This is a genomic window from Streptomyces sp. NPDC006602 (assembly GCF_042870385.1).
GTDB lineage: Bacteria > Actinomycetota > Actinomycetes > Streptomycetales > Streptomycetaceae > Streptomyces.
On record NZ_JBIAHG010000005.1, the window covers coordinates 363,147 to 384,648 of the forward strand.

Here is a 21,502-nt window from a genome sequence, read left to right on the forward strand (position 1 = left end):
GCCGAAAGATGTACGACCCCACAGTCGCCCGACTCACCTACCGCGCCCTGCTCGGCCGGCGCCGCGCACTCATCCTGGGCGCGCTGCCCCTGCTGCTGATCGCGATCTCCGTCGTGGTGCGCGGCCTCGCCGGCGCCGACGACCAGACAGCGTCCGACCTGCTGGGCGGGCTCGCGCTCGCCACCATGGTGCCGATCATCGGCGTCATCGCGGGCACGGGCGCGATCGGCCCGGAGATCGACGACGGCTCCGTCGTCTACCTGCTGTCCAAGCCGATCAAACGGCCGACGATCATCTTCACCAAGCTGATCGTCGCGATCGCCGTGACCATGGTGTTCTCCGCGGTACCCACCCTGATCGCGGGCTACATCCTCAACGGCAACGGCCAGCAGATCGCCGTCGCCTACACGGTGGCCGCCCTGGTCGCCTCCATCGCGTACGCGGCCCTCTTCCTGCTGCTCGGCACGGTGTCCCGGCACGCGGTGGTGTTCGGGCTCGTCTACGCGCTCGTCTGGGAGGCCCTGTTCGGCTCCCTGGTGGCCGGGGCACGCACGCTCAGCGTCCAGCAGTGGTCGCTGGCCGTGGCCCAGAAGGTCGCCGGCGGGGACCTGGTGACCTCCGACGTCGGGCTGACGACGGCAACCGTGTTGCTGGTCGCGGTCACCGTCCTCGCCACCTGGTACGCGGGGCAGAAACTGCGGTCGTTGACGCTCGCCGGCGAGGAGTAGACGCCCCGCTTATTGACGGGGGCTTCACCTCGGTCCGGGCACACTGGGCAAAAGCGGGCGTACGGCTGGGAGGGCGGGGATGGCGGACGAGGCGTCACAGTACGAGGGTCGCGGACGGTCCGGGGACGAGGTGTGGGACGACCTCGTCCTGGACGAGGACTTCATACGGTCCGCCGACACCTCCGAGCCGTCGGCGCGAGCCAGGATGCTGGCCGCGCGCTGGCGCGCCGAGAAGCCCGAGCCGCAGCCATGGCGTTCCGACGAGCCGCCCGCGGGATGGTTCTTCAGCAAGCGTCGGCGCAGGTGGCGGCGGCGCTAGGAGAACATACGGCCGCTTTTAATCAGTGGCGCCGAACTCGGCGTACCGGCACATTGGTTGTGTCAAGGACGCCGGGCCGAACCGGCGCCACGCACTGGGGAGGAGTTCGACGATGTCCATGCACGACAGTCCGTCGAGCTCCCCACAGGGCAGCCCGCGGCGGCCTCCGGAGTAGTTACGCCTCCGTCGAGTCCGCCCCGCACGGGGAGCTGCCCGGGGCGGCCGCTTCGAGCACGTGGCGCACTGCGCTCGCGTGAGGCCGCCCACCCGGAGGATTGGCCGAGTGGTAAGGCACCGGCTTGCTAAGCCGTGGTCGGGGGCAACCCCGCGCACGTTCGATCCGTGCATCCTCCGCAAGACCGAGGTGTTCTGCCTGCGAGAACACCAACGCTCAACCCAGCAACCGCTCCAGCACCACCGCGATCCCGTCCTCCTCGTTCGAGGACGTCACCTCGTCCGCCACCGTCTTCAGCTCCTCGTGGGCGTTGGCCATCGCCACGCCGTACGAGGACCAGGCGAACATCGGGATGTCGTTGGGCATGTCGCCGAAGGCGATCGTGTCGGCGGCCTTCATGCCCAGGCGGCGGGCCGCCAGTGACAGTCCCGTCGCCTTGGAGAGGCCGAGGGGGAGAAGCTCGACGATGCCCTCGCCGGCCATCGCGACGGTGACGAAGCCGCCCGCTGCCTGGCGGGAGGCCTCGGCCAACTCGTCGTCCGTGAGTGTCGGGTGCTGTATGTAGATCTTGTTCAGTGGGGCGGTCCACAGGTCGGACGCGTCCGTGAAGGGCGTCGCGGGGAGCTTGCCGGTGACCGCGTAACCAGGGCCGACCAGCACCTCGCCCTCCAGGCCGTCCCGGCTCGCCGCGAGGTACAGGGGGCCGACCTCCGCCTCGATCTTGGCGAGTGCCACCCCGGCCAGCTGCCGGTCCAGCGTCACCGAGGTCAGCAGGCGGTGCTCACCGGCGTCGTACACCTGGGCGCCCTGGGCGCAGACGGCAAGGCCGTTGTAGCCGAGGTCGTCGAGGATGTGGCGGGTCCACGGGGCCGCGCGGCCGGTTACGACGATGTGGGCGGCGCCCGCCGCGGTGGCCGCGGCGAGCGCGTCACGGGTGCGCCGCGAGACCGACTCGTCGGAGCGCAGGAGCGTCCCGTCGAGGTCGGTCGCGATCAGGCGGTAGGGGAAGCCCGGTGCGGCGGATGTGCTCACTTGGCGACCGGCTCCAGGATCTCCCGGCCGCCCAGGTAGGGGCGGAGCACCTCGGGGACCCGGACGGAGCCGTCGGCCTGCTGGTGGTTCTCCAGGATCGCCACGATCGTGCGCGGTACGGCGCACAGCGTGCCGTTCAGCGTCGCCAGCGGCTTGACCTGCTTGCCGTCACGGAAGCGGATCGACAGTCGGCGGGACTGGTACTCGGTGCAGTCCGAGGTCGAGGTCAGCTCGCGGTACTTGCCCTGCGTCGGGATCCATGCCTCGCAGTCGAACTTGCGGGCGGCCGAGGAGCCGAGGTCGGCCGACGCGACGTCGATGACCCGGAACGGCAGTTCCAGCGACGTCAGCCACTGCTTCTCCCATTCCAGCAGGCGCTGGTGCTCGGCCTGCGAGTCCGCCGGGTCGACGTACGAGAACATCTCGACCTTGTCGAACTGGTGGACGCGGAAGATGCCGCGGGTGTCCTTGCCGTGCGAGCCGGCCTCGCGGCGGAAGCAGGGCGAGAAGCCCGCGTAGCGCAGCGGGAGGCGGTCGGCGTCGATGATCTCATCCATGTGGTACGCCGCGAGCGCGACCTCGGAGGTGCCGACGAGGTAGAGGTCGTCCTTGTCGAGGTGGTAGACATCCTGGGCCGCCTGGCCGAGGAAGCCGGTGCCGGCCATCGACTGCGGGCGGACCAGCGCGGGCGTCAGCATGGGGGTGAAGCCGGCCGCCGTGGCCTGCGCGATCGCCGCGTTCACCAGGGCGAGCTCCAGCAGGGCGCCCACACCGGTCAGGAAGTAGAAGCGCGAGCCGGAGACCTTGGCGCCGCGCTCGACGTCGATCGCGCCGAGGGTCGTGCCGAGCTCCAGGTGGTCCTTGGGTTCGAAGCCCTCGGCGCCGAAGTCGCGGATGGTGCCGTGCGTCTCCAGCGTGACGAAGTCCTCCTCGCCGCCCACGGGCACCTCGGGGTGCACGAGGTTGCTGAGCTGGAGGACGAGCTCCTGGGTCTCGGTGTCGGCCGCGTCGCGCTCGGCGTCGGCGGCCTTGACGTCGGCGGCGAGCTGGCCGGCCTTCTTCAGCAGCTCGGCCTTCTCGTCTCCGGAGGCCTTGGGGATGAGCTTGCCGAGTGCCTTCTGCTCGGCACGCAGCTCGTCGAAGCGGACGCCGGACGACCTGCGCCGCTCGTCGGCAGACAGGAGAGCGTCGACGAGCGCGACGTCCTCTCCACGGGCGCGCTGCGACGCACGCACACGGTCGGGGTCCTCACGGAGCAGGCGAAGGTCAATCACGCGACCAAGGCTACCGGTGCGGGGTGACGGCACACGACTCACTATTCCGGGCTGCACCGAATCATGGCTTACGTTCCGTTGCGCCGCAATTGTCGATCGTGTCAATGAAAAGCGTCTCACTCCCTGGGACGGGGCAGGCGACGGGCGCCTGGTTGACTCGATCCCCCTGTGGGGAGCGGGACTTGGGGTGCCCTTCGTCCACAGAAATCCACAGCGCCGAAAAGTTATCCACAGGCTGTGCGAAAGATCTGTGGACACCGGAGGTGATCAATCCGCGCCCGGTGCGCGAGGCGAAGAATTTCCGCCCCGAACCAGCGTCACACCCACTTTCGGGTGGAAATGGGGCGTCCCGAAGGATGGCGGGAGGGAAACGGGTGGACGAAGAGTGACCTACGGGACTGTGGACGAACTTGAGGGCTGTAGGGCGATTTGTCGACTGAGTGGCGCTTCGTTGTCGACTTGTCCCCAGGTCGAGAAGCCCGCCTGTGGATAACTCCTGTGGATAACAAAAGTATGCAGGTAGGAGCGGTTGGAAACGTCCTAGAAACGTCCGTCCTGGCATCGCGCCACCCACTCCGCCGCCGACACGAACTCGTCGTCCGAGGTCCCCGGGAACAGGGGGCGTACGTCCGCGACGTCCGCGTCCGCGCGCGGATACGAGCCGAGGAAGCGCACCTGGAGGCAGATCCGCTTGAGCCCCGTCAGCGCCTCGGCGACCCGGCGGTCGGAGATGTGGCCCTCGGCGTCGATGCAGAAGCAGTAGTTGCCGATGCCCTCACCGGTGGGCCGGGACTGCAGCAGCATCAGGTTGATGCCCCGGGTGGCGAACTCACCCAGGAGGTCGCGCAGCCCACCCGGATGATCGTCGCGCTGCCACAGCACGACGGATGTCTTGTCCGCGCCGGTCGGCGCGGCGGGCCGGGCGGGCCGGCCGACCAGCACGAACCGCGTCTGGGCGTTCTCCGCGTCGTGGATCTCCGTCTCCAGGGCCTCCAGGCCGTACCGGGCGGCCGCGAACTCGCCCGCGAAGGCGGCGTCGTACTGGCCCTCCTGGACCAGGCGGGCGGCGTCCGCGTTCGACGCGGCCGACTCCCAGTGGGCGTCCGGGAGGTTCTTCCTGAGCCAGTTGCGCACCTGCGGCTGGGCTGCCGGATGTGCGGAGACCGTCTTGATGTCCGACAGCTTGGTGCCCGGCCGGACCAGCAGTGCGAAGGTGATCGACAGCAGCACCTCGCGGTAGATCATCAGCGGCGCGCCCGCGACCAGCTCGTCGAGCGTCGTCGTGATCCCGCCCTCGACGGAGTTCTCGATCGGGACGAACGCGGCCTCGGCCTCTCCGCCGCGCACCGCGTCGAGCGCGGACTGTACGGACACGTACGGGATCAGCTCCCGGGTGGCCGCCTCGGGAAGCGTGCGCAGGGCGACTTCGGTGAAGGTGCCCTCAGGGCCGAGATACGCATAGCTGGCTGGCATGACCTCACCCTAATGGCCCTCGCGAAACACAGCGCGTGCGTCTGAGGACAGCCACCCCACAGAGCGACGGGGTCAGCCCTCCAGCAACCGCTGCCCCACGTACTCCCCCTCCGCCGCTCCGCCCGGCACCGCGAACAGGCCGCTCGCCTCGTGGCGGATGAACTGGGACAGGGCGTCACCCCGGTCGAGCTTGCGCTGGACGGGGACGAAGCCGCGCAGGGGGTCGGCCTGCCAGCAGACGAAGAGGAGGCCGGCGTCGGGGATCCCGTCGCCGTCGAAGCCGTCGTGGTACGAGAACGGGCGCCGCAGCATCGCCGCGCCCCCGTTCTGGTCGGGCCGGGTGATGCGGGCGTGGGCGTTGATCGGGACGACGAGATTGCCTTTGGCGTCGGTCTTCTCCAGATCCATGTCGGTCGTCTCGGTGCCCCCGGACAGCGCCGCTCCGTCGGACTTGCGGCGTCCGATGACGTCCTCCTGGGCCGCGACCGAGAGCTTCTCCCAGTCGTCGAGGAGCATGCGAATACGGCGTACGACGGCATAGGAGCCGTCGGCCATCCAGGAGGGCTGCCCGGTGGACGGCACGAAGATCCGCTGGTCGAAGTCCGACTCGCTCGGCTTCGGATTGCGGGTGCCGTCGATCTGGCCCATCAGGTTGCGGGCCGTCATGGGCTGGGCGGTGGTGCCCGGCGAGCGGTTGAAACCGTTCATCTGCCAGCGGATGCGGGCCGCGCTGCCCGCGTCCTTCTGAATCGCGCGCAGGGCGTGGAAGGCGACCAGCGCGTCGTTGGCGCCGATCTGCACCCACAGGTCGCCGTCGCTGCGCTTCTTGTCGAGGTGGTCGGAGGAGAAGTCGGGCAGCGGGTCCAGCGCGGCCGGGCGCTGCTTCTCCAGCCCGGTGCGGGCGAAGAAGCCGTGGCCGAAGCCGAAGGTGACCGTCAGCGAGGACGGCCCGGCATCCCGCGCGACATCCGTGTCGTCCTGTGTCGCCGCCTCGCCCGCCATCAGCCGCCGTGCCGTCTGAGACCAGCGGCGCAGCAGCGCGGCAGCCTCCTTGCGGCCCGCCCCCGCCGCCAGGTCGAAGGCGACGAGATGGCCGCGGGCCTGGAGGCCCTGGGTGATGCCGGGCTGATGTTTCCCGTGAAACATCACCCGGTCGGCGCCCACGGAGGTGAGCGGGGTGGCCTCGGCCGGGCGGGCGGCGTACCCCACGCCCCCGCCGGCCGCACCGAGGACGAGCCCGGTGGCTCCGGCGGTGCTCAGCAGCTTCCGCCGCGAAAGGCCCTCCAAGGAGGGGGCCGGTTCGGAAGCACTCTCTTCAGGAGCGGGAGTTCGGGCCTCGGGGATGGACTGGTCAGGCATGGTGTGGTTCAGCCGATCTGCGCGTTCTTGGAGACGGTCGTCTGGTCGATGTCGGAGGTCCGCACGGTCACCGCGATCTTCCAGTCGCCCGCCATCGGGATCTGCACTCCGCTCGCCGCCCAGTGCCCGGTGGTGATGTGGTCGGGGACGACGGGCAGTGGCCCGATGTCCTTGGACTCCAGGGTGAAGGCGAGCTTCACCTCGGGGATGTCGAAGGCACGCCCGTTGGGACGCTCCACATAGACGTGCATTTCGTTGGCGCCCACGCGCGCGGGGTCGAGATCGATGCGTACGACGCCGTTGCCGTCCTTGCCGCCGGTGTCGAACGACATGTCCAGGGTGACCGCCCCAGAGGACGCGGTCGAGGAGGACGAAGAGGATGAAGAGGACGAAGAGGACGAGGTGGCCGCCTTGGCGTCCTGCTCCGTGCGACCAGGTTCGGTCTGCGTCAGCACGGTGGTGACGGCGAGCAGTACGACGGCGACCGAGGCCTCGGCGAGCACCGAGCGGCGTAGCCCGAACCGGTTCGGGTCGGCGTCCCGCTCCCTTTTCTCCCGCGCCGCGTCCATCGCGGCCCGCTGCCGGGCGAGTTGCGCGGCCCGCTTGGAATTGCCGGCGCCCTTGGACTCCCCGGCACCACCCTTGGCGTCCCCGGCGCCGGCGGTGACCCGCTCCTTCCGAGTCGCTTGCTTGCTCCGCTTCACCACTGTGTCCGCCAGCTGCGCGGTCCACCGCCGCGAGATGTACGCGATGCCGACGAGCAGCGCCACGAGCCCGATCTTGACGAGCAGCAGCTGCCCGTACCGCGTGTCGGCGAACGCCGACCAGGAGCCGAGCTGGCGCCACGACTGGTAGGTGCCGGTCAGCACCAGCGCGACGACGCTGCCGAAGGCGACGGTCGAGAAGCGGCGTACGGCGGCCGTGCCGACGGGCGTGTCCGCGGGCGCCCGGTACAGGGCCACGAGCAGGGCGGTGAGGCCGCCGAGCCAGGCCGCGACGGCCAGCAGGTGGACGACGTCGACCGGCATCGCGATGCCCGTCTGGAGCCCGACCGAGGCGTGCTCGGACATCGCCCAGCTCGCGGCGAGCCCGGCGGCGACCACGGTTCCGCCGATGGCGAGCCCGAAGGTCAGATCCCGCTTCTCCTGGTCCTCGCTCGAGTCAGCCGGTCGGCGCGAAGCGCCGTCGTCCGGGGTGGTGGTGGGAGACGGGCGGGCGTACGCCCCGAACAGCACGGCGATGAACAGCGCGGCCGCGGCGAGCAGCAGCAACCGCGACACCAGCGCCGCGCCCGTCTTGGTCTGGAGCACCTGGCCGAGCAGGTCGAGGTCGAAGATGTCGCCGACCTTGCCGGAGCCCGTGTAGGAGCCGCGCAGGAGCAGCAGCAGGAGGGTGGCGGAGGTGAGTGTGAGCCAGCCGCCGACGACGAGGCGCTGCATGACGCGGACGCCCGCCCCGCGCTGCCAGCAGGTGAGGACGAAGGCGGCCCCGCCGATCAGGACGACGAACCCGGCGTACGACATGTACCGCCCGAACCCGTACAGCCAGCCGACGACCCCGCCGCCCGCGGTGTCGTCGGACACCGAGACGGAGGTGGGCGAGGGCGCGCCGACGGAGAAGGTGAAGGCGCCGGCGACGGGATGGCTGTCCGCGGACACGACCTGGTAAGTGACGGTGTAGGTGCCGTCGGGCAGGCCGCTGTGCAGCTGGACGGCGTACGTCGTGCCGCTCACGTTGGAGGGCTTGCCGCTCTGGACGGGGGTGCCCTTGGGGTCGAGCACGCGCAGCGAGTCGGCGGACATCGAGACCTGCTCGGAGAAGGTCAGCGAGACCTGGGCGGGTGCCTTGTCGACCACCACCCCTTGCTGGGGGTCGCTGCCGGTCAGCGCGGCGTGCGCGGAGGCCGGCGCGGCCCCGGCGAGGAGCAGGCCGGCCGCGGCCAGGAGCAGCAGCACCAGGGTCCGGACGCGGGGGGCGATGGTCGGCGTCAAGGTGATCCCTCCGTCAGTGTCCGGTCTCAGGGATGTACGTCGCCGACTTCACCGGCATCTTGACGACGACCGGGTCCGCCTTGGCGAAGTGCAGTTCGACGGAGACCGTCTGGCCCTGTTCGGGCTTGTGCGTCAGCTTGTCGAACATCAGGTGGGTGCCACCGCTTTTGAACACGAGTTGACCATGAGCGGGGACGGCGAGGTTCTGGACCTCCTCCATCGTGCCGTCGGCCGTCTCGTGCATGGTGACCTCACCGACGTCGCTGGTGACCGAGGTCAGCTCGGCCTTCGTACCGCCGTCGTTGACGATCGTCAGGAAGCCGGCCGCCATGTCGTCGGACACCGGCTGCGGCATGTAGGCGCCGGAGACGGAGATCCCGCCCCCGCCGTCCGAGCCGGAGTCAGAGCTGCAGCCGGCCAGGACCAGCGCTCCGGTCAGCACCGCGGCGGGCACGGCGAGGGCTGTGGCAAGAGCCCTCACGGCTTCGCGCCCTTCACGAGCTTGGGGAGGTCCTTGGTGTAGTCGTCGACCGTGGCGTCCTCCCCGTAGAGGACGTATCCGGCGTCGGTCTTCGGGGAGAACGCGACGACCTGGGTGCCGTGCACGGAGACGACCTTGCCGTTCTTGTCCTTGTGCGTCGGCTCGATGGAGATGCCGAGGGTGCGGGCGCCGGCCTGGATGGTGGGGAAGTCGCCGGTGAGGCCGACGAACTGGGTGTCGATGCCCTTGAGCCACTTGCCGAGTTCGGCCGGGGTGTCCCGGTCCGGGTCGGTGGTGACGAACACCACGCGCAGCTCGTCCTGTTCGGACTTGGGCAGCGACTTCTTGGCGACGGCGATGTTGTTCATCGTCAGCGGGCAGATGTCGGGGCAGTGGGTGTAGCCGAAGTAGATGAGCGTCGGCTTGCCCGCGGTCTCCTTGCGGAGGTCGTACGACTTGCCCCGGGTGTCGGTGAGGACCAGGTCCGGCTTCTCGAACGGCTGGTCGAGGACGGTGGCGGCCTTGTCCGAGCCGGCCTCCTCGGAGACCACGGTGACCGGCGCCCCGTTGTCGTCACTGCTGCCGCACGCGGAGAGGGTCAGGGTGGCGGCGGCGAGCAGCGCGGCCGCGGCGAACGTCTTCTTGCGCATAGAAAAATGTCCCAGATGTGATGGTGTCGGTCGGCACCGGGGTCGCACAGCTCCGTGCGACCCCGGTACCGGGCCGGACGGTGGACCTCAGGCGTCGGTACGCCGACGCCCGGCGAGCACGCCGTACGCCACGCCCAGCACGCCGACGACGATGCCGACCACGCCCAGGACGCGGGCGGTGGTGTCGCTGCTGTCGGCGGGGGCGGCGGTCTCGGCGGCAGCGGCCTCGGCGTCGGAGGCTTCTTCGGTGGCTCCGGCGGTGGCCGCGGTGTCGTGCGCGTGCCCGTCCTCGGCGGCGGCGGACAGCGTCAGCACGGGCGCCGGGTTCTCGGGCTCCTCAGCGCCCTCCTGCTGCTCCTCGATCCAGCGGACGACCTCCTTGTCGGAGTATGTCTGGATCGCCTTGAAGACCAGTTCGTCGGCGTCCTCGGGCAGCGCGCCGACAGAGACGGGGAACTTCTGGAAGAAGCCGGCCTTGATGCCGTCCCCGGTGGCGGTCCACGTGACTTTGGTGACGGCCTCGCTGATCTGCTTGCCGTGCAGTTCGACGGGCTTGTCGAGATCGGACGTGGTGACCTTGATGTCCCAGCCGGCCATCGGCTCCGGCATCACGGAGGCGATCGGGTGGTCGGTGGGGAAGTTGACCTCGAGCTTGGTGGTCGATGCGTCGTCGCGTTCGTTGGGGACCTTGAAGTCGACGACCGCGTAACCGCCCTTGGCGGCGGTGCCCTCGGGTTGCACGCCGACATGCGCGAAGGCGGGAGAGGACAGGACGACGACGGCCGAGGCGGCGACGGCACCGGCGGCGGCGAGACGAGAGGCCTTCATGGGAAGCACTCCACTCCGAGAGGTTGTCCGGGGTTCCGGTGATGAAGAGGGTCCGCGTGCGCGTGCGCCAGCAATCACCCGTCCATGGGCGGTCACGTGGAAGCACGGGCACACGCGCGTGCCGCGCGACGGCGGCCCTCTCCACAGGTCCTCAAGGGGAGGTGGAGCACTGGTCGCGTCGCGTCAGGCGGCGAGGGAGAGCGCGGCGGGCGGTCCCCGTCTGATCACCGTGTGCTGGAGTGCGGCGGTACGGGGCGCGGGCGGCGCGAACAGTGCGGCGGTGCGCGGGATGCGCGGACCAGCCTCGGGCGCGCCCGGCAGCCCGGCGCGCAGGGCACGCACCAGCGCGAGCGCCCCGCGCAAGGAACGGACGAGCGCCCCTTCGGCGACCGAGTGAGCCGACAGCGTGGACAGCTCGATGAGCCGCAGCAGCGCCAGGTCCCCCCGGCGCAGCAGCCATCCCGCGGCGAGGCCCACGAGGACGTGGCCGAGCAGCATCGGCAGGGACGGCAGCAGCGACATGGAGGAACCCGCGGTGGTGGACAGGGCGTCCGCCGGGTGGTGCGTGGAGCTCATGTCCGCACCCGTGCCCTGATAGATCCGCGCGTCCACGAGGATCCGCCGGGCCTGCGCGGGGCTGATCGCCGCCGCGGTGGTCCCGCAGACGATCCGTGCGGCCTGCGCGACCAACGAGGCGTCGGAGACGGAGGGGACAGCGGACGATGCCATAGAGGCCGTCCTGCCGTGCTGCCCCAGCCCGAACATCACGTGCAGCACGGTCTGTCCGAGCGCGAGCAGCGCGGCTGTGCCCGGCAGCGAGCGCGTGCGTCCGGCGAGCGGTGCCACGACCAGGACGGCCCCCAGGAAGCCCGCGCCGAGCGTCCACAGCGGAACCGTGGCGCAGGAGGCGAGGGAGTGACCAGCCGCGGCCAGCACGACGCAGACCGCGGCGAACACCGCGGCCCGCAGCACCCGGAGGTCGCCTCCGGAGCGCGCCGTACACCAGTGGGGGGCAGTCATGGCGGGCTCATCATCGCACTGGCCTGATGACCGCCATACGGCAGGTCCACAAGATGACGTACGCGGTGTACGACCGGAAGGTCACCTTCTGCCACAAGAGGCCCTACATACACCCGTGACCGCTCCCGGCGCAGCCCCCATATGGGCGGCATCACGTCAACTGTGTGCTTACACGGGTGCACTCGCGGCAATACGTAACGGTATGTCGAGCCGCGGCCTGGAGGCTGGAGCATGAGCATCTGGTGGTCACTCCATCTGCGCCGCGAGGCTGCGAGCGTTCCGCTCGCCCGGCGGCTGCTGCTCGGCACCATGGAGACGGCGGGTGTCGATCCCGACATCTCCTACGACCTCTCCCTGGCCCTCAGCGAGGCCTGCGCGAACGCCGTGGAGCACGGCGAGGACGGCGGGCACGAGGGGTCCTCGCAGGCGTTCCGCGTCACCGCGTACCTCGACGGCGAGAAGTGTCGTATCGAGGTCGCCGACTCGGGTCCCGGCTTCTCGGCCGTACGGCACCGGCCGCCGGCCCGTCCGGTGTCCGTGGAGGACGAGAACGGCCGCGGACTCTGGCTCATCGAGGAACTCGCCGACCACGTCCACATCGGCAACAAGCCCGGCCGGCGGGGCGCGGTGGTGAGCTTCGACAAGATCCTCAAGTGGAAGAAGGACGCGCCGCTGATGGCGGTGTAGCGCCGGCCGACCGGACATACCTGAGATGCGCAGTACGCACTCTTAACTTGCGCACAGCGTCGGCTCAGTTTCTTGACGGTTGCCGTTCCTACCTTCATGGGCATGACGGGAAACCACAGAGACACCTCGATCACCAGGCGCCGTGCCCTCGCGGTGACCGGCGGCACGGTCGCGGCCGGCGGCCTCGCCGTGGCCGGGTACCAGTCGGCCTTCGCCAACGACGCGACGACCACCGCGGAGGCCACCACCACCGCCTCGGCGACTTCCGCCGGCGGCGAGTGCATGACCCTGATGTCCAGCGTCACCGAGGGGCCGTATTACCTCGACGGCGCCCTGGTGCGCAAGGACATCACCGAGGGCAAGAGTGGCGTTCCGCTGACCCTGCGCCTCACTGTCGTGGACGCCACCGACGGCTGCACCCCGGTGCCCGGCGCGGCCGTCGAGATCTGGCACTGCGACGCCTGGGGCTACTACTCCGGCTACACCACCGCCAACCCCGGCGGCTCCGCGCCCGCCGAGAGCGAGGACGGCTCGACCGCCGACGACAACACCTATCTGCGCGGCTACCAGATCGCCAACGCCAACGGGGTCGTCAAGTTCGAGACGATCTTCCCGGGCTGGTACACCCCACGCACCTGCCACATCCACCTCAAGGTGCACACGGGCGGCGAGAAGGAGGACGGCACCTACGAGGGTGGCAAGGTCAACTACACCGGCCAGCTGTTCTTCGCCGACGAGATCGCCGAGGAGATCTTCACCCTGGAGCCGTACTCGAAGCACTCCGGCACCTACACCGAGCTCGCCGACGACATGGTCTACGACGGTGGCGGCGCCTCCAGCGGCCTGCTCACCCTCAAGGCCGTGCACAAGAGCGACCCGTCCAAGGGCTACAAGGGCTCCCTGACCCTCGGCGTGGACCCCGACGCCGAGAACACCGGCGCGGGCAGCGGTGGTGGCGGTACGCCCCCGAGCGACGCACCGAGCGACGCCCCGACGGGCACCCCGCCGAGCGGCAGTGCCTCCCCGTCGGCCACGGCGTCCTCGTAGCGCATGAGCAGCCGCGAGGACGACGCGCTGGCCCAGGCCGCAGTGGACGCGCTGACCGGGCAACTGGCGCTCGCCCCCAAGCCCGGCCTGCCCGATCCGCGTGACCTGGGCGCCCGTACGACCCGGGTGGACCACCGCGCCCTGCGCTGGTCCGCCAAGGCGCTCGCGCCCGGCCTCGCGGCGATGGCCGCCGCGGCCCGCCGCACCGGCGAGCCCACGGCCCAACTCCGTACCGAACTGGGCGCGATAGGCCGCTGCACCGAGCACTCGGTGGGCCTCGCCGGCGGCGGCCACCGCGGCGCCCTGTGGGCGCTCGGCCTGCTGGTCGCCGCTGCCGCCCTCGAACCCCGTGCCGGGGCGAAGGACGTGGCGGCGACTGCCAAGCGGATCGCCGCGCACCCCGACCGGCGGACCCCGCGACGGCCCTCGCGCGGTTCGTCGATCTCGGCGAAGTACGGCGCCGCCGGGGCGCGCGGCGAGGCCCGGGCCGGATTCCCGCACGTACGGCGGGCGTTGGACGCCCTCGCCGCCGCCCGCTCGGCCGGCGTCGGCGAGAGCGAGGCCCGCCTCGACGCCCTGCTCACCGTGATGTCCACCCTGCAGGACACCGAACTCCTGCACACCGCGGGCCCGGTCGGCCTGCGGCACGTCCAGGCGGGCGCCCGCAGGGTCCTGGAAGCGGGCGGTACGGCGACGGACGCGGGCCGCGAAGCCCTGCACGCCCTCGACGCCGACCTGCACGCGCGCGCGTGGAGCCCGAGGGGGAGTGCGGGACTGCTGGCGGGGGCGCTGTTCCTGGACTCGCTTCCGGTGCGGGTCAGTTCACCGGCACGGGCAGCCTGACGTCCGGCCGCGAGGCAGGGGCCCGGCGGATCGCCGGGCCCATCGCGTACGACGCCACGAGCGTCGCCCCTCCCAGCAGCAGCCACCCATCCGTCCCCCACCCGAGCAGCAGCGAGGTCAGCACCAGCGGGCCCAGGGTGCGGGCCACGGTCACGCCGGTGCCGAAGAAGCCCTGGTACTCGCCGACACGGTCGGCCGGGGCCAGGTCGAAGGACACCTGCCAGGAACCGGCCGACTGCCCCATCTCGGCGACGACCTGCAGCACCGCGCCGACGACCAGCGCACCGACGGCCACCCACGGCGACGCGCCCGCCGACAGCGCGAACACCACGCACGCCGCCAGCATCACCCACCCCGAGCGCCGCACCGCGCGCGTGGCCGACGCGATCCCCGTGACTCCGCGCGCCATCCGCACCTGGAACACCATCACCGCCCCGGTGTTGAGCACGAACAGCGCGGAGACCAGCCAGGTGGGCGCCTGGGTGCGCTCCGCGATCCACAGCGGCAGCCCGAGGCTGAGCAAAGGCATGCGCAGCAGGAGCACGGTGTTGAGGAGCGTGAGCAGGGTGTAGGGGCGGTCGCGCAGTACGCCGAGATCACGACGGCCCTCGCGCACCGCGGGCGCCACCGCGGGCAAGCGCACCAACAGCCCCGCGCACGCCACGAAACTCACCGCGTCCAGCGCGAACACCCCGAGATATGCCGCCCGCGTCCCGACGTGCAGCGCGAGCCCGCCCAGCCCCGCGCCCACCGCCAGACCGGCGTTGAGCGTCGACTGGAGATGCGCGAGCAGCCCGGTCCGCTCCCCGGCCGACACCAGCCCCGCCAGCAGCGCCTGCCGGGCCGCGGCGAGCCCCGACTGGGCGGAGGCGTAGCCGCAGGCCGCCAGGAGGAAGGGCACGAAGTCCCGGACGACCAGGAAGGACGCCACCGCCAGCCCGGTCGCCAGTGCCAGCAGCACCGCCGTACCGCGCGCCCCACGCCGGTCCGCGAGCCGCCCGAGCGGCACCCCCACAAGGGAGCCGACCGCCCAGGCCACGGTCAGCCCGAGCCCCACGCGCGCGGGGGCGAGCCCGACGACGTGGGTGAAGTAGAGCGCCGACGTCACGTAGTAGGCGCCGTCACCGACGGAGTTGGTCAACTGGGCCAGGGCCAGGACGCGTTGGGGACCCGCGGGCGGGACGAGTGAGTTCCTCATGGGAACGACGCTAGAAGCGCGGTGGACCCCTGGACAGGACCAATGGACAGGCTTCTCCTTGGCCCAATTCAAACGGCGCGCGACTGCTTCAGCCTCCCTTCAGCACCTTCCTCAACACGTCCAGCGCCTCCGGGTACACCCGCTCCCGAGGCGTCCCGTATCCCACGACCAGCCCCTGCGGCCGTCCTTCGACGCCCGGCGTGTGCCAGTGCTCCCCGAGGTGCCCCACCAGGAGCCCTTCCGCCTGCGCGCGCGCCAGCGCCCGGGCCTCGTCGTCGACCTCCACCAGCGCGTGCAGCCCGGCCGCGATCCCGCGTACCCGCCGACGCGTCCCCAGGCGGTCCAGGAGCTGGTCCCGGCGCCGCCGGTACCGCAACCGGCACGCGCGCACATGACGGTCGTACGCGTGGCTCTCGATCAGCTCCGCCAGCGCCAACTGCCCGATGGACTCGGTGTGATGGTCGCTGTGCAGCTTGGCGTCGGCGACCGCGTCGACCAGGTCCGGCGGCAGCACCATCCACCCGAGCCGCAACGCCGGCCCGAGCGTCTTGGAGGCGGTGCCCAGGTATGCCACGTGCCCCGGCGCCATGCCCTGGAGCGCGCCGACGGGCTGTCGGTCGTAGCGGAACTCCCCGTCGTAGTCGTCCTCGACGATCAGTCCTCCACGCGCGCGTGCCCAGTCGGTCAGCGCCCGCCGCCGCTCCGGATGCAGGGTCACGCCGGTCGGATACTGATGCGCGGGCGTGACGACGACGGCCGAGGCGTCTCCCAAGTCCTCTACGAGGACGCCCCGTTCGTCCACCCGTACCGGCACCACCCGCCCGCCGCCCCGCCGCACCACCTCCCGGTGGAAGGGCAGCCCGGGATCCTCCATGGCGACCGTGTCGCCCTCCAGCACCCGTGTGAGCAGCGAAAGCCCCTGCACATAACCGGAGGTGACCACGATCCGCTCCGGGGGCGCGATCACCCCGCGCGCCCGCCCCAGGTAGCCCGACAGCGCCGTCCGCAGCTCGATCCGCCCGCGTGGGTCGCCGTAGTCGTACGCCCGCGAGGGCGCCGTCGCGATGGCGCGCCGCAGCGCCCGCAGCCAGGTCGCCGCCGGAAACGTCCCCACGTCCGGACTCCCGGGCCGCAGATCGAAACGCGGCACACGCGCGCGTACGGCGGCCTGAGGCGGTTCGGCGTCGACGGGGGGCAGCGGGGCCACCCGGGTACCCGACCCCTGCCGAGCGGTCAGGTACCCCTCGGCGACGAGCTGGTCGTACGCCGCCTTCACGGTGCCCCGGGACACCCCCAGCTCACCCGCGAGCCGCCGGGTGGCCGGCAACCGCGCCCCGGGCGCCAGCCGCCCGTCCCGCACGGCATCGCGCAGGGCACGCTCCAGCCCGGCGCGACGCCCTTCAGCTACGTCGGCTTCCAGATGCAGGTCCACACCGATGCCGCCAGGGGTGCGGGGAACTGCGCGACCGGCCACGAACTACCCGCGGACGAATCTCAGCCCTTGGCCATCCAGGACTCCACCTCGTCGGACTGCCGTGGCAGCCCCTCCGAAAGGTTCCGGTTGCCGTCCTCCGTCACCAGGATGTCGTCCTCGATCCGCACACCGATCCCCCGGTACTCCTTGGGCACCGTCAGGTCATCGGCCTGGAAGTACAGCCCCGGCTCGACGGTGAGCACCATCCCAGGCTCCAGCGTGCCGTCGACATACGACTCCACGCGCGCGGCGGCGCAGTCATGGACGTCCATGCCGAGCATGTGCCCCGTGCCGTGCAGCGTCCACCGGCGCTGCAGTCCCAGCTCCAGCACCCGCTCGACCGGCCCCTCGACGAGCCCCCACTCCACCAGCCGCTCGGTCAGCACCCGCTGCGCCGCGTCGTGGAAGTCCCGGTACTTCCCGCCCGGCCGCACGGCCGCGATACCGGCCTCCTGGGCGTCGTACACGGCGTCGTAGATCTTCTTCTGGATCTCGCTGAACCGGCCGTTGACCGGGAGTGTGCGCGTGACGTCGGCGGTGTAGTACGTGTGCGTCTCGACGCCCGCGTCGAGCAGCAGCAGGTCACCGGAGCGCACGGGCCCGTCGTTGCGCACCCAGTGCAGCGTGCAGGCGTGCGGACCGGCCGCGGCGATGGTGCCGTAGCCGACGTCGTTGCCCTCCACGCGCGCGCGGAGGAAGAACGTGCCCTCGATGTACCGCTCGGAGGTGGCCTCGGCCTTGTCGAGGACCTTCACCACGTCCTCGAAGCCGCGGACCGTCGAGTCGACCGCCTTCTGCAGCTCGCCGATCTCGAACTCGTCCTTGACCAGCCGTGCCTCGGAGAGGAAGACACGCAGCTCGTCGTCGCGCTCGGCGGTGACCTTGTCGGTCAGCGCGGCCTCGATGCCGGCGTCGTACCCGCGCACGACCCGCACCGGACCGGTCGCCTCGCGCAGCTTGTCCGCCAGCTCGCGCACGTCGGAGGCGGGGATGCCGTACAGCTTCTCGGCCTCGGTGAGGGAGTGCCGACGGCCGACCCACAGCTCGCCCTGGCCGGAGAGCCAGAACTCGCCGTTCTCGCGGTCGGAGCGCGGCAGGAGGTAGATCGTCGCCTTGTGGCCGTCGGCGCTGGGCTCCAGGACGAGCACGCCGTCCTCGGTCTGGTTTCCGGTGAGGTACGCGTACTCGACGGATGCCCGGAAGGCGTACTCGGTGTCGTTCGAGCGGGTCTTGAGGTTGCCCGCGGGGATGACCAGACGGTCGCCGGGGAAGCGCGCCGAGAGGGCGGCGCGGCGGGCGGCGGTCTCGGCGGCCTGCGCGATCGGCTCCAGGTCGCGCAGCTCGGTGTCGGCCCAGCCGGACTTCATGTTCTCGGCAAGCTCGTCGGACACGCCCGGGTACAGGCCGTTCTTGCGCTGCTTGATGGGCTCTTCCGGCTCTTCCGGGCCCGCTGCGTCAGCAGCAGAATCGGACGCTGCCGGGGTGGTGAGCTCGTCGGCCACGGTCATCCTCCTAGACACGGCACTGGACCCCACCATCGTACGGTCGTACGGAAGGGGGCCCAGGGCCGGAAGACCTGTTACCGACAGCCTCTCCGGTGGCTACTCGAAGTGAGCGGCGAGCAGTACGACGTCCTCCTCGGAGTCCGCCTCGTCCAGCCCGTCCGGCAGCACGGTCCGCAGGACGTGATCGGCGATCGCCTCCGGGTCGCGCCGCAGCGCCCTGGGCACGCCGGCCGCCGCCGCGTGCAGCCGGGCGAAGGAGCGGTCCGTGGGGTCGCCGGTGCGGTGCAGCAGCCCGTCGGTGTAGAGCAGAACCGTCTCGCCCGCCTCTGCCTGGAGCTCCACGCTCGGCGCCTCCCAGCAGGCGAGCATCCCGAGCGGCGCGGACACGGAGGTCTCCACGAACTCGGTGCGCCGCTCGCCGACCAGCAGCGGCGGGCAGTGCCCGGCACCGGCCAGCGTGATCTTGCGCAGCGCGGGCTCGCAGTAGGCGAACAGCGCGGTGGCCGAGCGGGCCGGCTCGGTGAGTCTGAGCAGCAGCTCCAGGTCGGACAGGACGGCGACCGGGTCCTCGCCCTCCATCACGGCGTAGGCCCGCAGGGAGGCCCTGAGGCGGCCCATCGCGGCGATCGCGCTGGGCCCGGCACCCGTCACCGAGCCCACTGCGAGGCCGAGCGCGGCGTCCGGCAGCGGCAGCGCGTCGTACCAGTCGCCGCCGCCGCGCGGGCCGGTGCGGTGCCGGGCGGCGAGCCGTACTCCGGCGACGCGGGGCAGCCGGGCCGGCAGCAGCTCCTCGGCGATCGTCGCCATGCACGCGCGCGTGCGCTCGAGTTCGAGGAGTCGGGCCAGGTGCTCGCCGGCGTACCGGGCGTACAGGCCGATCAGGTGGCGCTGCCGCTCGGAGGGTTCGGCGGCTTCGTCGTAGAGCCACACGGCGGCGCCGAGGCGGGCGGCGCCCTCGGTGGCCGCGTCCGCGGTCAGGGGCAGCGCGTAGCTCGCGGCGTAGCCGAGGCGGGCGGCTACCTCGCGGTGCCGGGGGTCGAGCCCGTCCTCGGCGAAGAGGTCGGGCTGGGTGATCTCGCCGTCGCCGCCGGGGAGTCCGTCGAGGATGCGGCCGTACGACAGGGAGCTGCGCGGCACGGTCTCGATGTGGCCGAGGTCGGCGCGGGCGAGACCGAGGCCGATGGTGGAGTCGGGGCCGAGTCCGTCGCCGGGTTCCAGTACGACGAGTCCGCGGCGGGCGCCCACCAGGGCGGCTCCGGCGCGCAGCAGTTCCTGCAGGGCGTCGGCGAGTGCGTCCGTGCGGGCCAGGCGTTCGGTGAGTTCGTGGAGGGTCGTGAGGTCCGAGACCCAGCCGGCGAGACGGTCCTGGAGCAGCGCGCCCGGCGCGTTTGGTGAGAGAACCGCAGAGGTACCCGAGGCTGCAGGCGCGGGCGCGACAGTGTGTGCGGGCGAGGGAACCGTTGAATCGATTCCAGCCACTTTCGGAGGATGAGGGGCGTTCATGGCGTCCGGCTTTCCGACCGGTGCGTATTGCTCAAAAGCATCGCAAACCCCCATGTCATTCTGCGCCGCTAGCAGTGTCTCCACATGTACACGCACTCGTGAGGGGATGTCCAGCATTGTCCTGCCGGGATTCCTGGTGTCCATGGGCCATCAGTGCACCACTTGCCAAAAGGCAAAGTTGGCCTAAAACTGACTCGGGTAACGGCTTATTGCGGTCGACTGGCCTTGTTCCACAGAGCGTCACAGCGGTCGTGATGGGTACGTACTCGGAGAAGGCCAGGGGTGGTTGGGAATCACCCGGAACCTGGCGACGGACCCGGGCGTCTTAGCCACCGACGACCGAGCCCCATCCTCCCGTGGCGGAGGCGAAGAGAATTACGCGGGACGGCAAACGCCATACTTCGCCACCCCCACGCCAGGCCCATGCTTTTGATGGACGGCAGTGTGGGCGAGGCCCGCGGACGCAGCTCGACGTTCGGCCCATAGGGGTTCCCCTTGTCTCGGACAGGGGTGTGATGCGCCAACAGGTACGCACAGTGAAGTGATCGACACATGGTGTGATGTGGTCCTCGGTGTTGCCAGCGGTGCAACGGAAAGGAACGAGCGCTCATGCGCGAGATCCTCGGAAAGCGACGCAGGCTCCTGTCCCAGCGCAGCGACGGAAGGCCTGAGTTGATCAGCGCGGCCCTGACCTTCGCGACGGAATGGCAGTGGCCCGTACTCCCGGGCGTGGCGGCGGACCCGCGGGGGCGTGCCCGCTGCGGCTGCCCAGACCCCGAGTGCACGGTGCCCGGTGCCCACCCCTTCGACCCCGGCCTGCTCGCGGCCACCACCGACGAGCGCATGGTGCGCTGGTGGTGGAGCAACCGCCCCGCCGCGCCGATCGTCCTGGCCACCGGCGGCAACGCGCCCTGCGCGGTCAGCTTGCCGGCCCTCGCGGCCGCCCGCGCCCTCGCCGTGCTCGACCGCAAGGGCATGCGTCTGGGCCCGGTCGTCGCCTCGCCCACCCGGTGGGCGCTGCTCGTGAAGCCGTACTCCATGGAGCAGCTGGGCGAACTGCTGTACGCCCAGGACTTCGTCCCCGGCTCCCTCCGCTTCCACGGCGAGGGCGGCTATCTGGCCTTGCCCCCCTCCGAGACCGGCCACGGCGAGATCCGCTGGGAGCGCGCACCGCTGCCCGGCTCGGCCTCCCCGTGGGTGCCCGACGTGGAGGCCGTGGTGGACGCGGTGGTCGAGGCCCTCACTCGTACGGGTGTGAGCGCACCCGAGTTGTAGGGGTGTCGGGCCGCGGGCGGAACCGGACGCCTGCCGCCTCTCGTATCTTCCGGTACATGAACCTTCGTCTGCTCGCCCTCGCGGGCGTCGTGGCATGCGCGGTCGCGCTGCCGCTGGCCATGGCGTCCGCGGGACAGATGGACGAAGGGCGCCCGCCCGTACGTGGTTCTTCGGCCCGAGACGTGGTACGTCCCTCCGCGCCACCCGCCGATGTCAAGGCGCCGGCCGGATCCCCGGTGCTGCTCGGCCTCGGCCGTGCCACCGCCGCCCGCTGCGGTCCCGAACTCACCTCCCCCGACGGCGTCGAGGCGCAGACGTGTGTGCTGACGCAGGGTGAGGAGACGTGGGCTCGGACCTACTACCGCAATGCGACCGGCGGCGCGCTGGACTCCGTACTCAGCCTCATGGGACCTGGCGGACGCACCGTGCAGATGCACTGTGCGGTGGGCGCCGAGGACGAGCCGGGGACCTGTGAGACACCCCGGGAGCGCACCAGAGGAGACCTGGACGTGTACACGGCGGTCGCGGAGTTCGCGGCGCGGGCCCAGGACGGGCCGCTGCTGCTGCGGGCCGGGAGCAACTCCGGGGCTGATACGCGCAGTTGACGCGTGAACCCGTTGCGTAAAGGGCACGCGGACAT

General features: G+C 71.2%; 20 protein-coding genes and 1 tRNA gene. 8 read left to right on the forward strand and 13 right to left on the reverse strand.

Features of this window, described 5'->3' with window-relative positions; translation table 11 throughout:
• The first annotated feature begins 8 nt into the window (after positions 1 to 8).
• The 3 genes from ACFYO2_RS16745 (at position 9) to ACFYO2_RS16755 (ending at position 1,401) form a co-directional block, all read left to right on the forward strand.
• Positions 9 to 728, forward strand: a complete 720-nt coding sequence (locus ACFYO2_RS16745) for an ABC transporter permease subunit (protein ID WP_388349200.1) — start codon at positions 9 to 11, stop codon at positions 726 to 728.
• Positions 729 to 807: 79 nt separating this feature from the next.
• Positions 808 to 1,047 carry a hypothetical protein gene (locus ACFYO2_RS16750; RefSeq protein ID WP_388349202.1) on the forward strand — a complete coding sequence of 80 codons (240 nt, stop codon included), beginning with the start codon at positions 808 to 810 and terminating at the stop codon, positions 1,045 to 1,047.
• Positions 1,048 to 1,316: 269 nt separating this feature from the next.
• Positions 1,317 to 1,401: transfer RNA gene (locus tag ACFYO2_RS16755), tRNA-Ser, on the forward strand.
• A gap of 37 nt (positions 1,402 to 1,438) precedes the next feature.
• Here the strand turns inward: ACFYO2_RS16755 and ACFYO2_RS16760 are convergent.
• The 9 genes from ACFYO2_RS16760 to ACFYO2_RS16800 form a co-directional block, all read right to left on the reverse strand.
• Entirely contained in the window at positions 1,439 to 2,254 is an 816-nt protein-coding gene (locus ACFYO2_RS16760; RefSeq protein WP_388349204.1) for an HAD family hydrolase, read from the reverse strand.
• Positions 2,251 to 3,528 (reverse strand): serine--tRNA ligase, encoded by a 1,278-nt coding sequence (gene serS, locus ACFYO2_RS16765; protein ID WP_388349206.1) that lies wholly within the window; start codon positions 3,526 to 3,528, stop codon positions 2,251 to 2,253. The genes ACFYO2_RS16760 and serS overlap by 4 nt, the downstream gene beginning before the upstream one ends.
• 540 nt (positions 3,529 to 4,068) lie before the next feature.
• Positions 4,069 to 5,001 (reverse strand): prephenate dehydratase, encoded by a 933-nt coding sequence (gene pheA, locus ACFYO2_RS16770; protein WP_388349208.1) that lies wholly within the window; start codon positions 4,999 to 5,001, stop codon positions 4,069 to 4,071.
• Positions 5,002 to 5,073: 72 nt separating this feature from the next.
• Entirely contained in the window at positions 5,074 to 6,360 is a 1,287-nt protein-coding gene (gene efeB / locus ACFYO2_RS16775; RefSeq protein ID WP_388349210.1) for an iron uptake transporter deferrochelatase/peroxidase subunit, read from the reverse strand.
• Positions 6,361 to 6,368: 8 nt separating this feature from the next.
• Positions 6,369 to 8,351, reverse strand: a complete 1,983-nt coding sequence (locus ACFYO2_RS16780) for a copper resistance CopC/CopD family protein (RefSeq protein WP_388349212.1) — start codon at positions 8,349 to 8,351, stop codon at positions 6,369 to 6,371.
• 13 nt (positions 8,352 to 8,364) lie between these two features.
• On the reverse strand, positions 8,365 to 8,832 hold the full coding sequence (locus ACFYO2_RS16785; RefSeq protein ID WP_388349214.1) for a copper chaperone PCu(A)C: 468 nt from the start codon (positions 8,830 to 8,832) through the stop codon (positions 8,365 to 8,367).
• The gene (locus tag ACFYO2_RS16790) at positions 8,829 to 9,482 is read right to left on the reverse strand and encodes an SCO family protein (RefSeq protein ID WP_388349216.1); all 654 of its coding nucleotides are present in this window, start codon (positions 9,480 to 9,482) and stop codon (positions 8,829 to 8,831) included. The genes ACFYO2_RS16785 and ACFYO2_RS16790 overlap by 4 nt, the downstream gene beginning before the upstream one ends.
• An 87-nt stretch (positions 9,483 to 9,569) precedes the next feature.
• On the reverse strand, positions 9,570 to 10,310 hold the full coding sequence (locus ACFYO2_RS16795; RefSeq protein WP_388349218.1) for a YcnI family protein: 741 nt from the start codon (positions 10,308 to 10,310) through the stop codon (positions 9,570 to 9,572).
• Positions 10,311 to 10,493: 183 nt separating this feature from the next.
• Complete coding sequence (locus tag ACFYO2_RS16800; protein ID WP_388349220.1) at positions 10,494 to 11,330, reverse strand: hypothetical protein; 837 nt, start codon at positions 11,328 to 11,330, stop codon at positions 10,494 to 10,496.
• A 231-nt stretch (positions 11,331 to 11,561) separates the two neighbouring features.
• Here ACFYO2_RS16800 and ACFYO2_RS16805 point away from each other — a divergent pair, with 231 nt between their 5' ends.
• The 3 genes from ACFYO2_RS16805 to ACFYO2_RS16815 all read left to right on the forward strand — a co-directional run bounded on the left by ACFYO2_RS16805 (position 11,562) and on the right by ACFYO2_RS16815 (position 13,907).
• Positions 11,562 to 12,017, forward strand: coding sequence for an ATP-binding protein (locus ACFYO2_RS16805; RefSeq protein WP_388349221.1), 456 nt, complete (start codon positions 11,562 to 11,564; stop codon positions 12,015 to 12,017).
• Between the two features lie 102 nt (positions 12,018 to 12,119).
• Positions 12,120 to 13,064 carry an intradiol ring-cleavage dioxygenase gene (locus tag ACFYO2_RS16810; RefSeq protein WP_388349223.1) on the forward strand — a complete coding sequence of 315 codons (945 nt, stop codon included), beginning with the start codon at positions 12,120 to 12,122 and terminating at the stop codon, positions 13,062 to 13,064.
• 3 nt (positions 13,065 to 13,067) lie between these two features.
• Positions 13,068 to 13,907 carry a triphosphoribosyl-dephospho-CoA synthase gene (locus ACFYO2_RS16815; RefSeq protein ID WP_388349225.1) on the forward strand — a complete coding sequence of 280 codons (840 nt, stop codon included), beginning with the start codon at positions 13,068 to 13,070 and terminating at the stop codon, positions 13,905 to 13,907.
• Here the strand turns inward: ACFYO2_RS16815 and ACFYO2_RS16820 are convergent.
• From ACFYO2_RS16820 to ACFYO2_RS16835, 4 genes are all read right to left on the reverse strand, one after another.
• On the reverse strand, positions 13,882 to 15,105 hold the full coding sequence (locus ACFYO2_RS16820; protein ID WP_388349227.1) for an MFS transporter: 1,224 nt from the start codon (positions 15,103 to 15,105) through the stop codon (positions 13,882 to 13,884). The genes ACFYO2_RS16815 and ACFYO2_RS16820 overlap by 26 nt on opposite strands.
• 88 nt (positions 15,106 to 15,193) lie before the next feature.
• The gene (locus tag ACFYO2_RS16825) at positions 15,194 to 16,579 is read right to left on the reverse strand and encodes a PLP-dependent aminotransferase family protein (RefSeq protein ID WP_388349229.1); all 1,386 of its coding nucleotides are present in this window, start codon (positions 16,577 to 16,579) and stop codon (positions 15,194 to 15,196) included.
• A gap of 20 nt (positions 16,580 to 16,599) precedes the next feature.
• The gene (locus ACFYO2_RS16830) at positions 16,600 to 18,087 is read right to left on the reverse strand and encodes an aminopeptidase P family protein (RefSeq protein ID WP_388349231.1); all 1,488 of its coding nucleotides are present in this window, start codon (positions 18,085 to 18,087) and stop codon (positions 16,600 to 16,602) included.
• Between the two features lie 93 nt (positions 18,088 to 18,180).
• Entirely contained in the window at positions 18,181 to 19,704 is a 1,524-nt protein-coding gene (locus ACFYO2_RS16835; RefSeq protein WP_388349616.1) for a PP2C family protein-serine/threonine phosphatase, read from the reverse strand.
• Positions 19,705 to 20,196: 492 nt separating this feature from the next.
• On the opposite strand from ACFYO2_RS16835, the gene ACFYO2_RS16840 reads away from it, so the two are divergent.
• Positions 20,197 to 20,862 carry a bifunctional DNA primase/polymerase gene (locus ACFYO2_RS16840; RefSeq protein WP_388349233.1) on the forward strand — a complete coding sequence of 222 codons (666 nt, stop codon included), beginning with the start codon at positions 20,197 to 20,199 and terminating at the stop codon, positions 20,860 to 20,862.
• Positions 20,863 to 20,918: 56 nt separating this feature from the next.
• Positions 20,919 to 21,467: a hypothetical protein gene (locus tag ACFYO2_RS16845; RefSeq protein ID WP_388349235.1), complete on the forward strand. Its 549-nt coding sequence runs from the start codon at positions 20,919 to 20,921 to the stop codon at positions 21,465 to 21,467.
• The last annotated feature ends 35 nt before the right edge of the window (positions 21,468 to 21,502 follow it).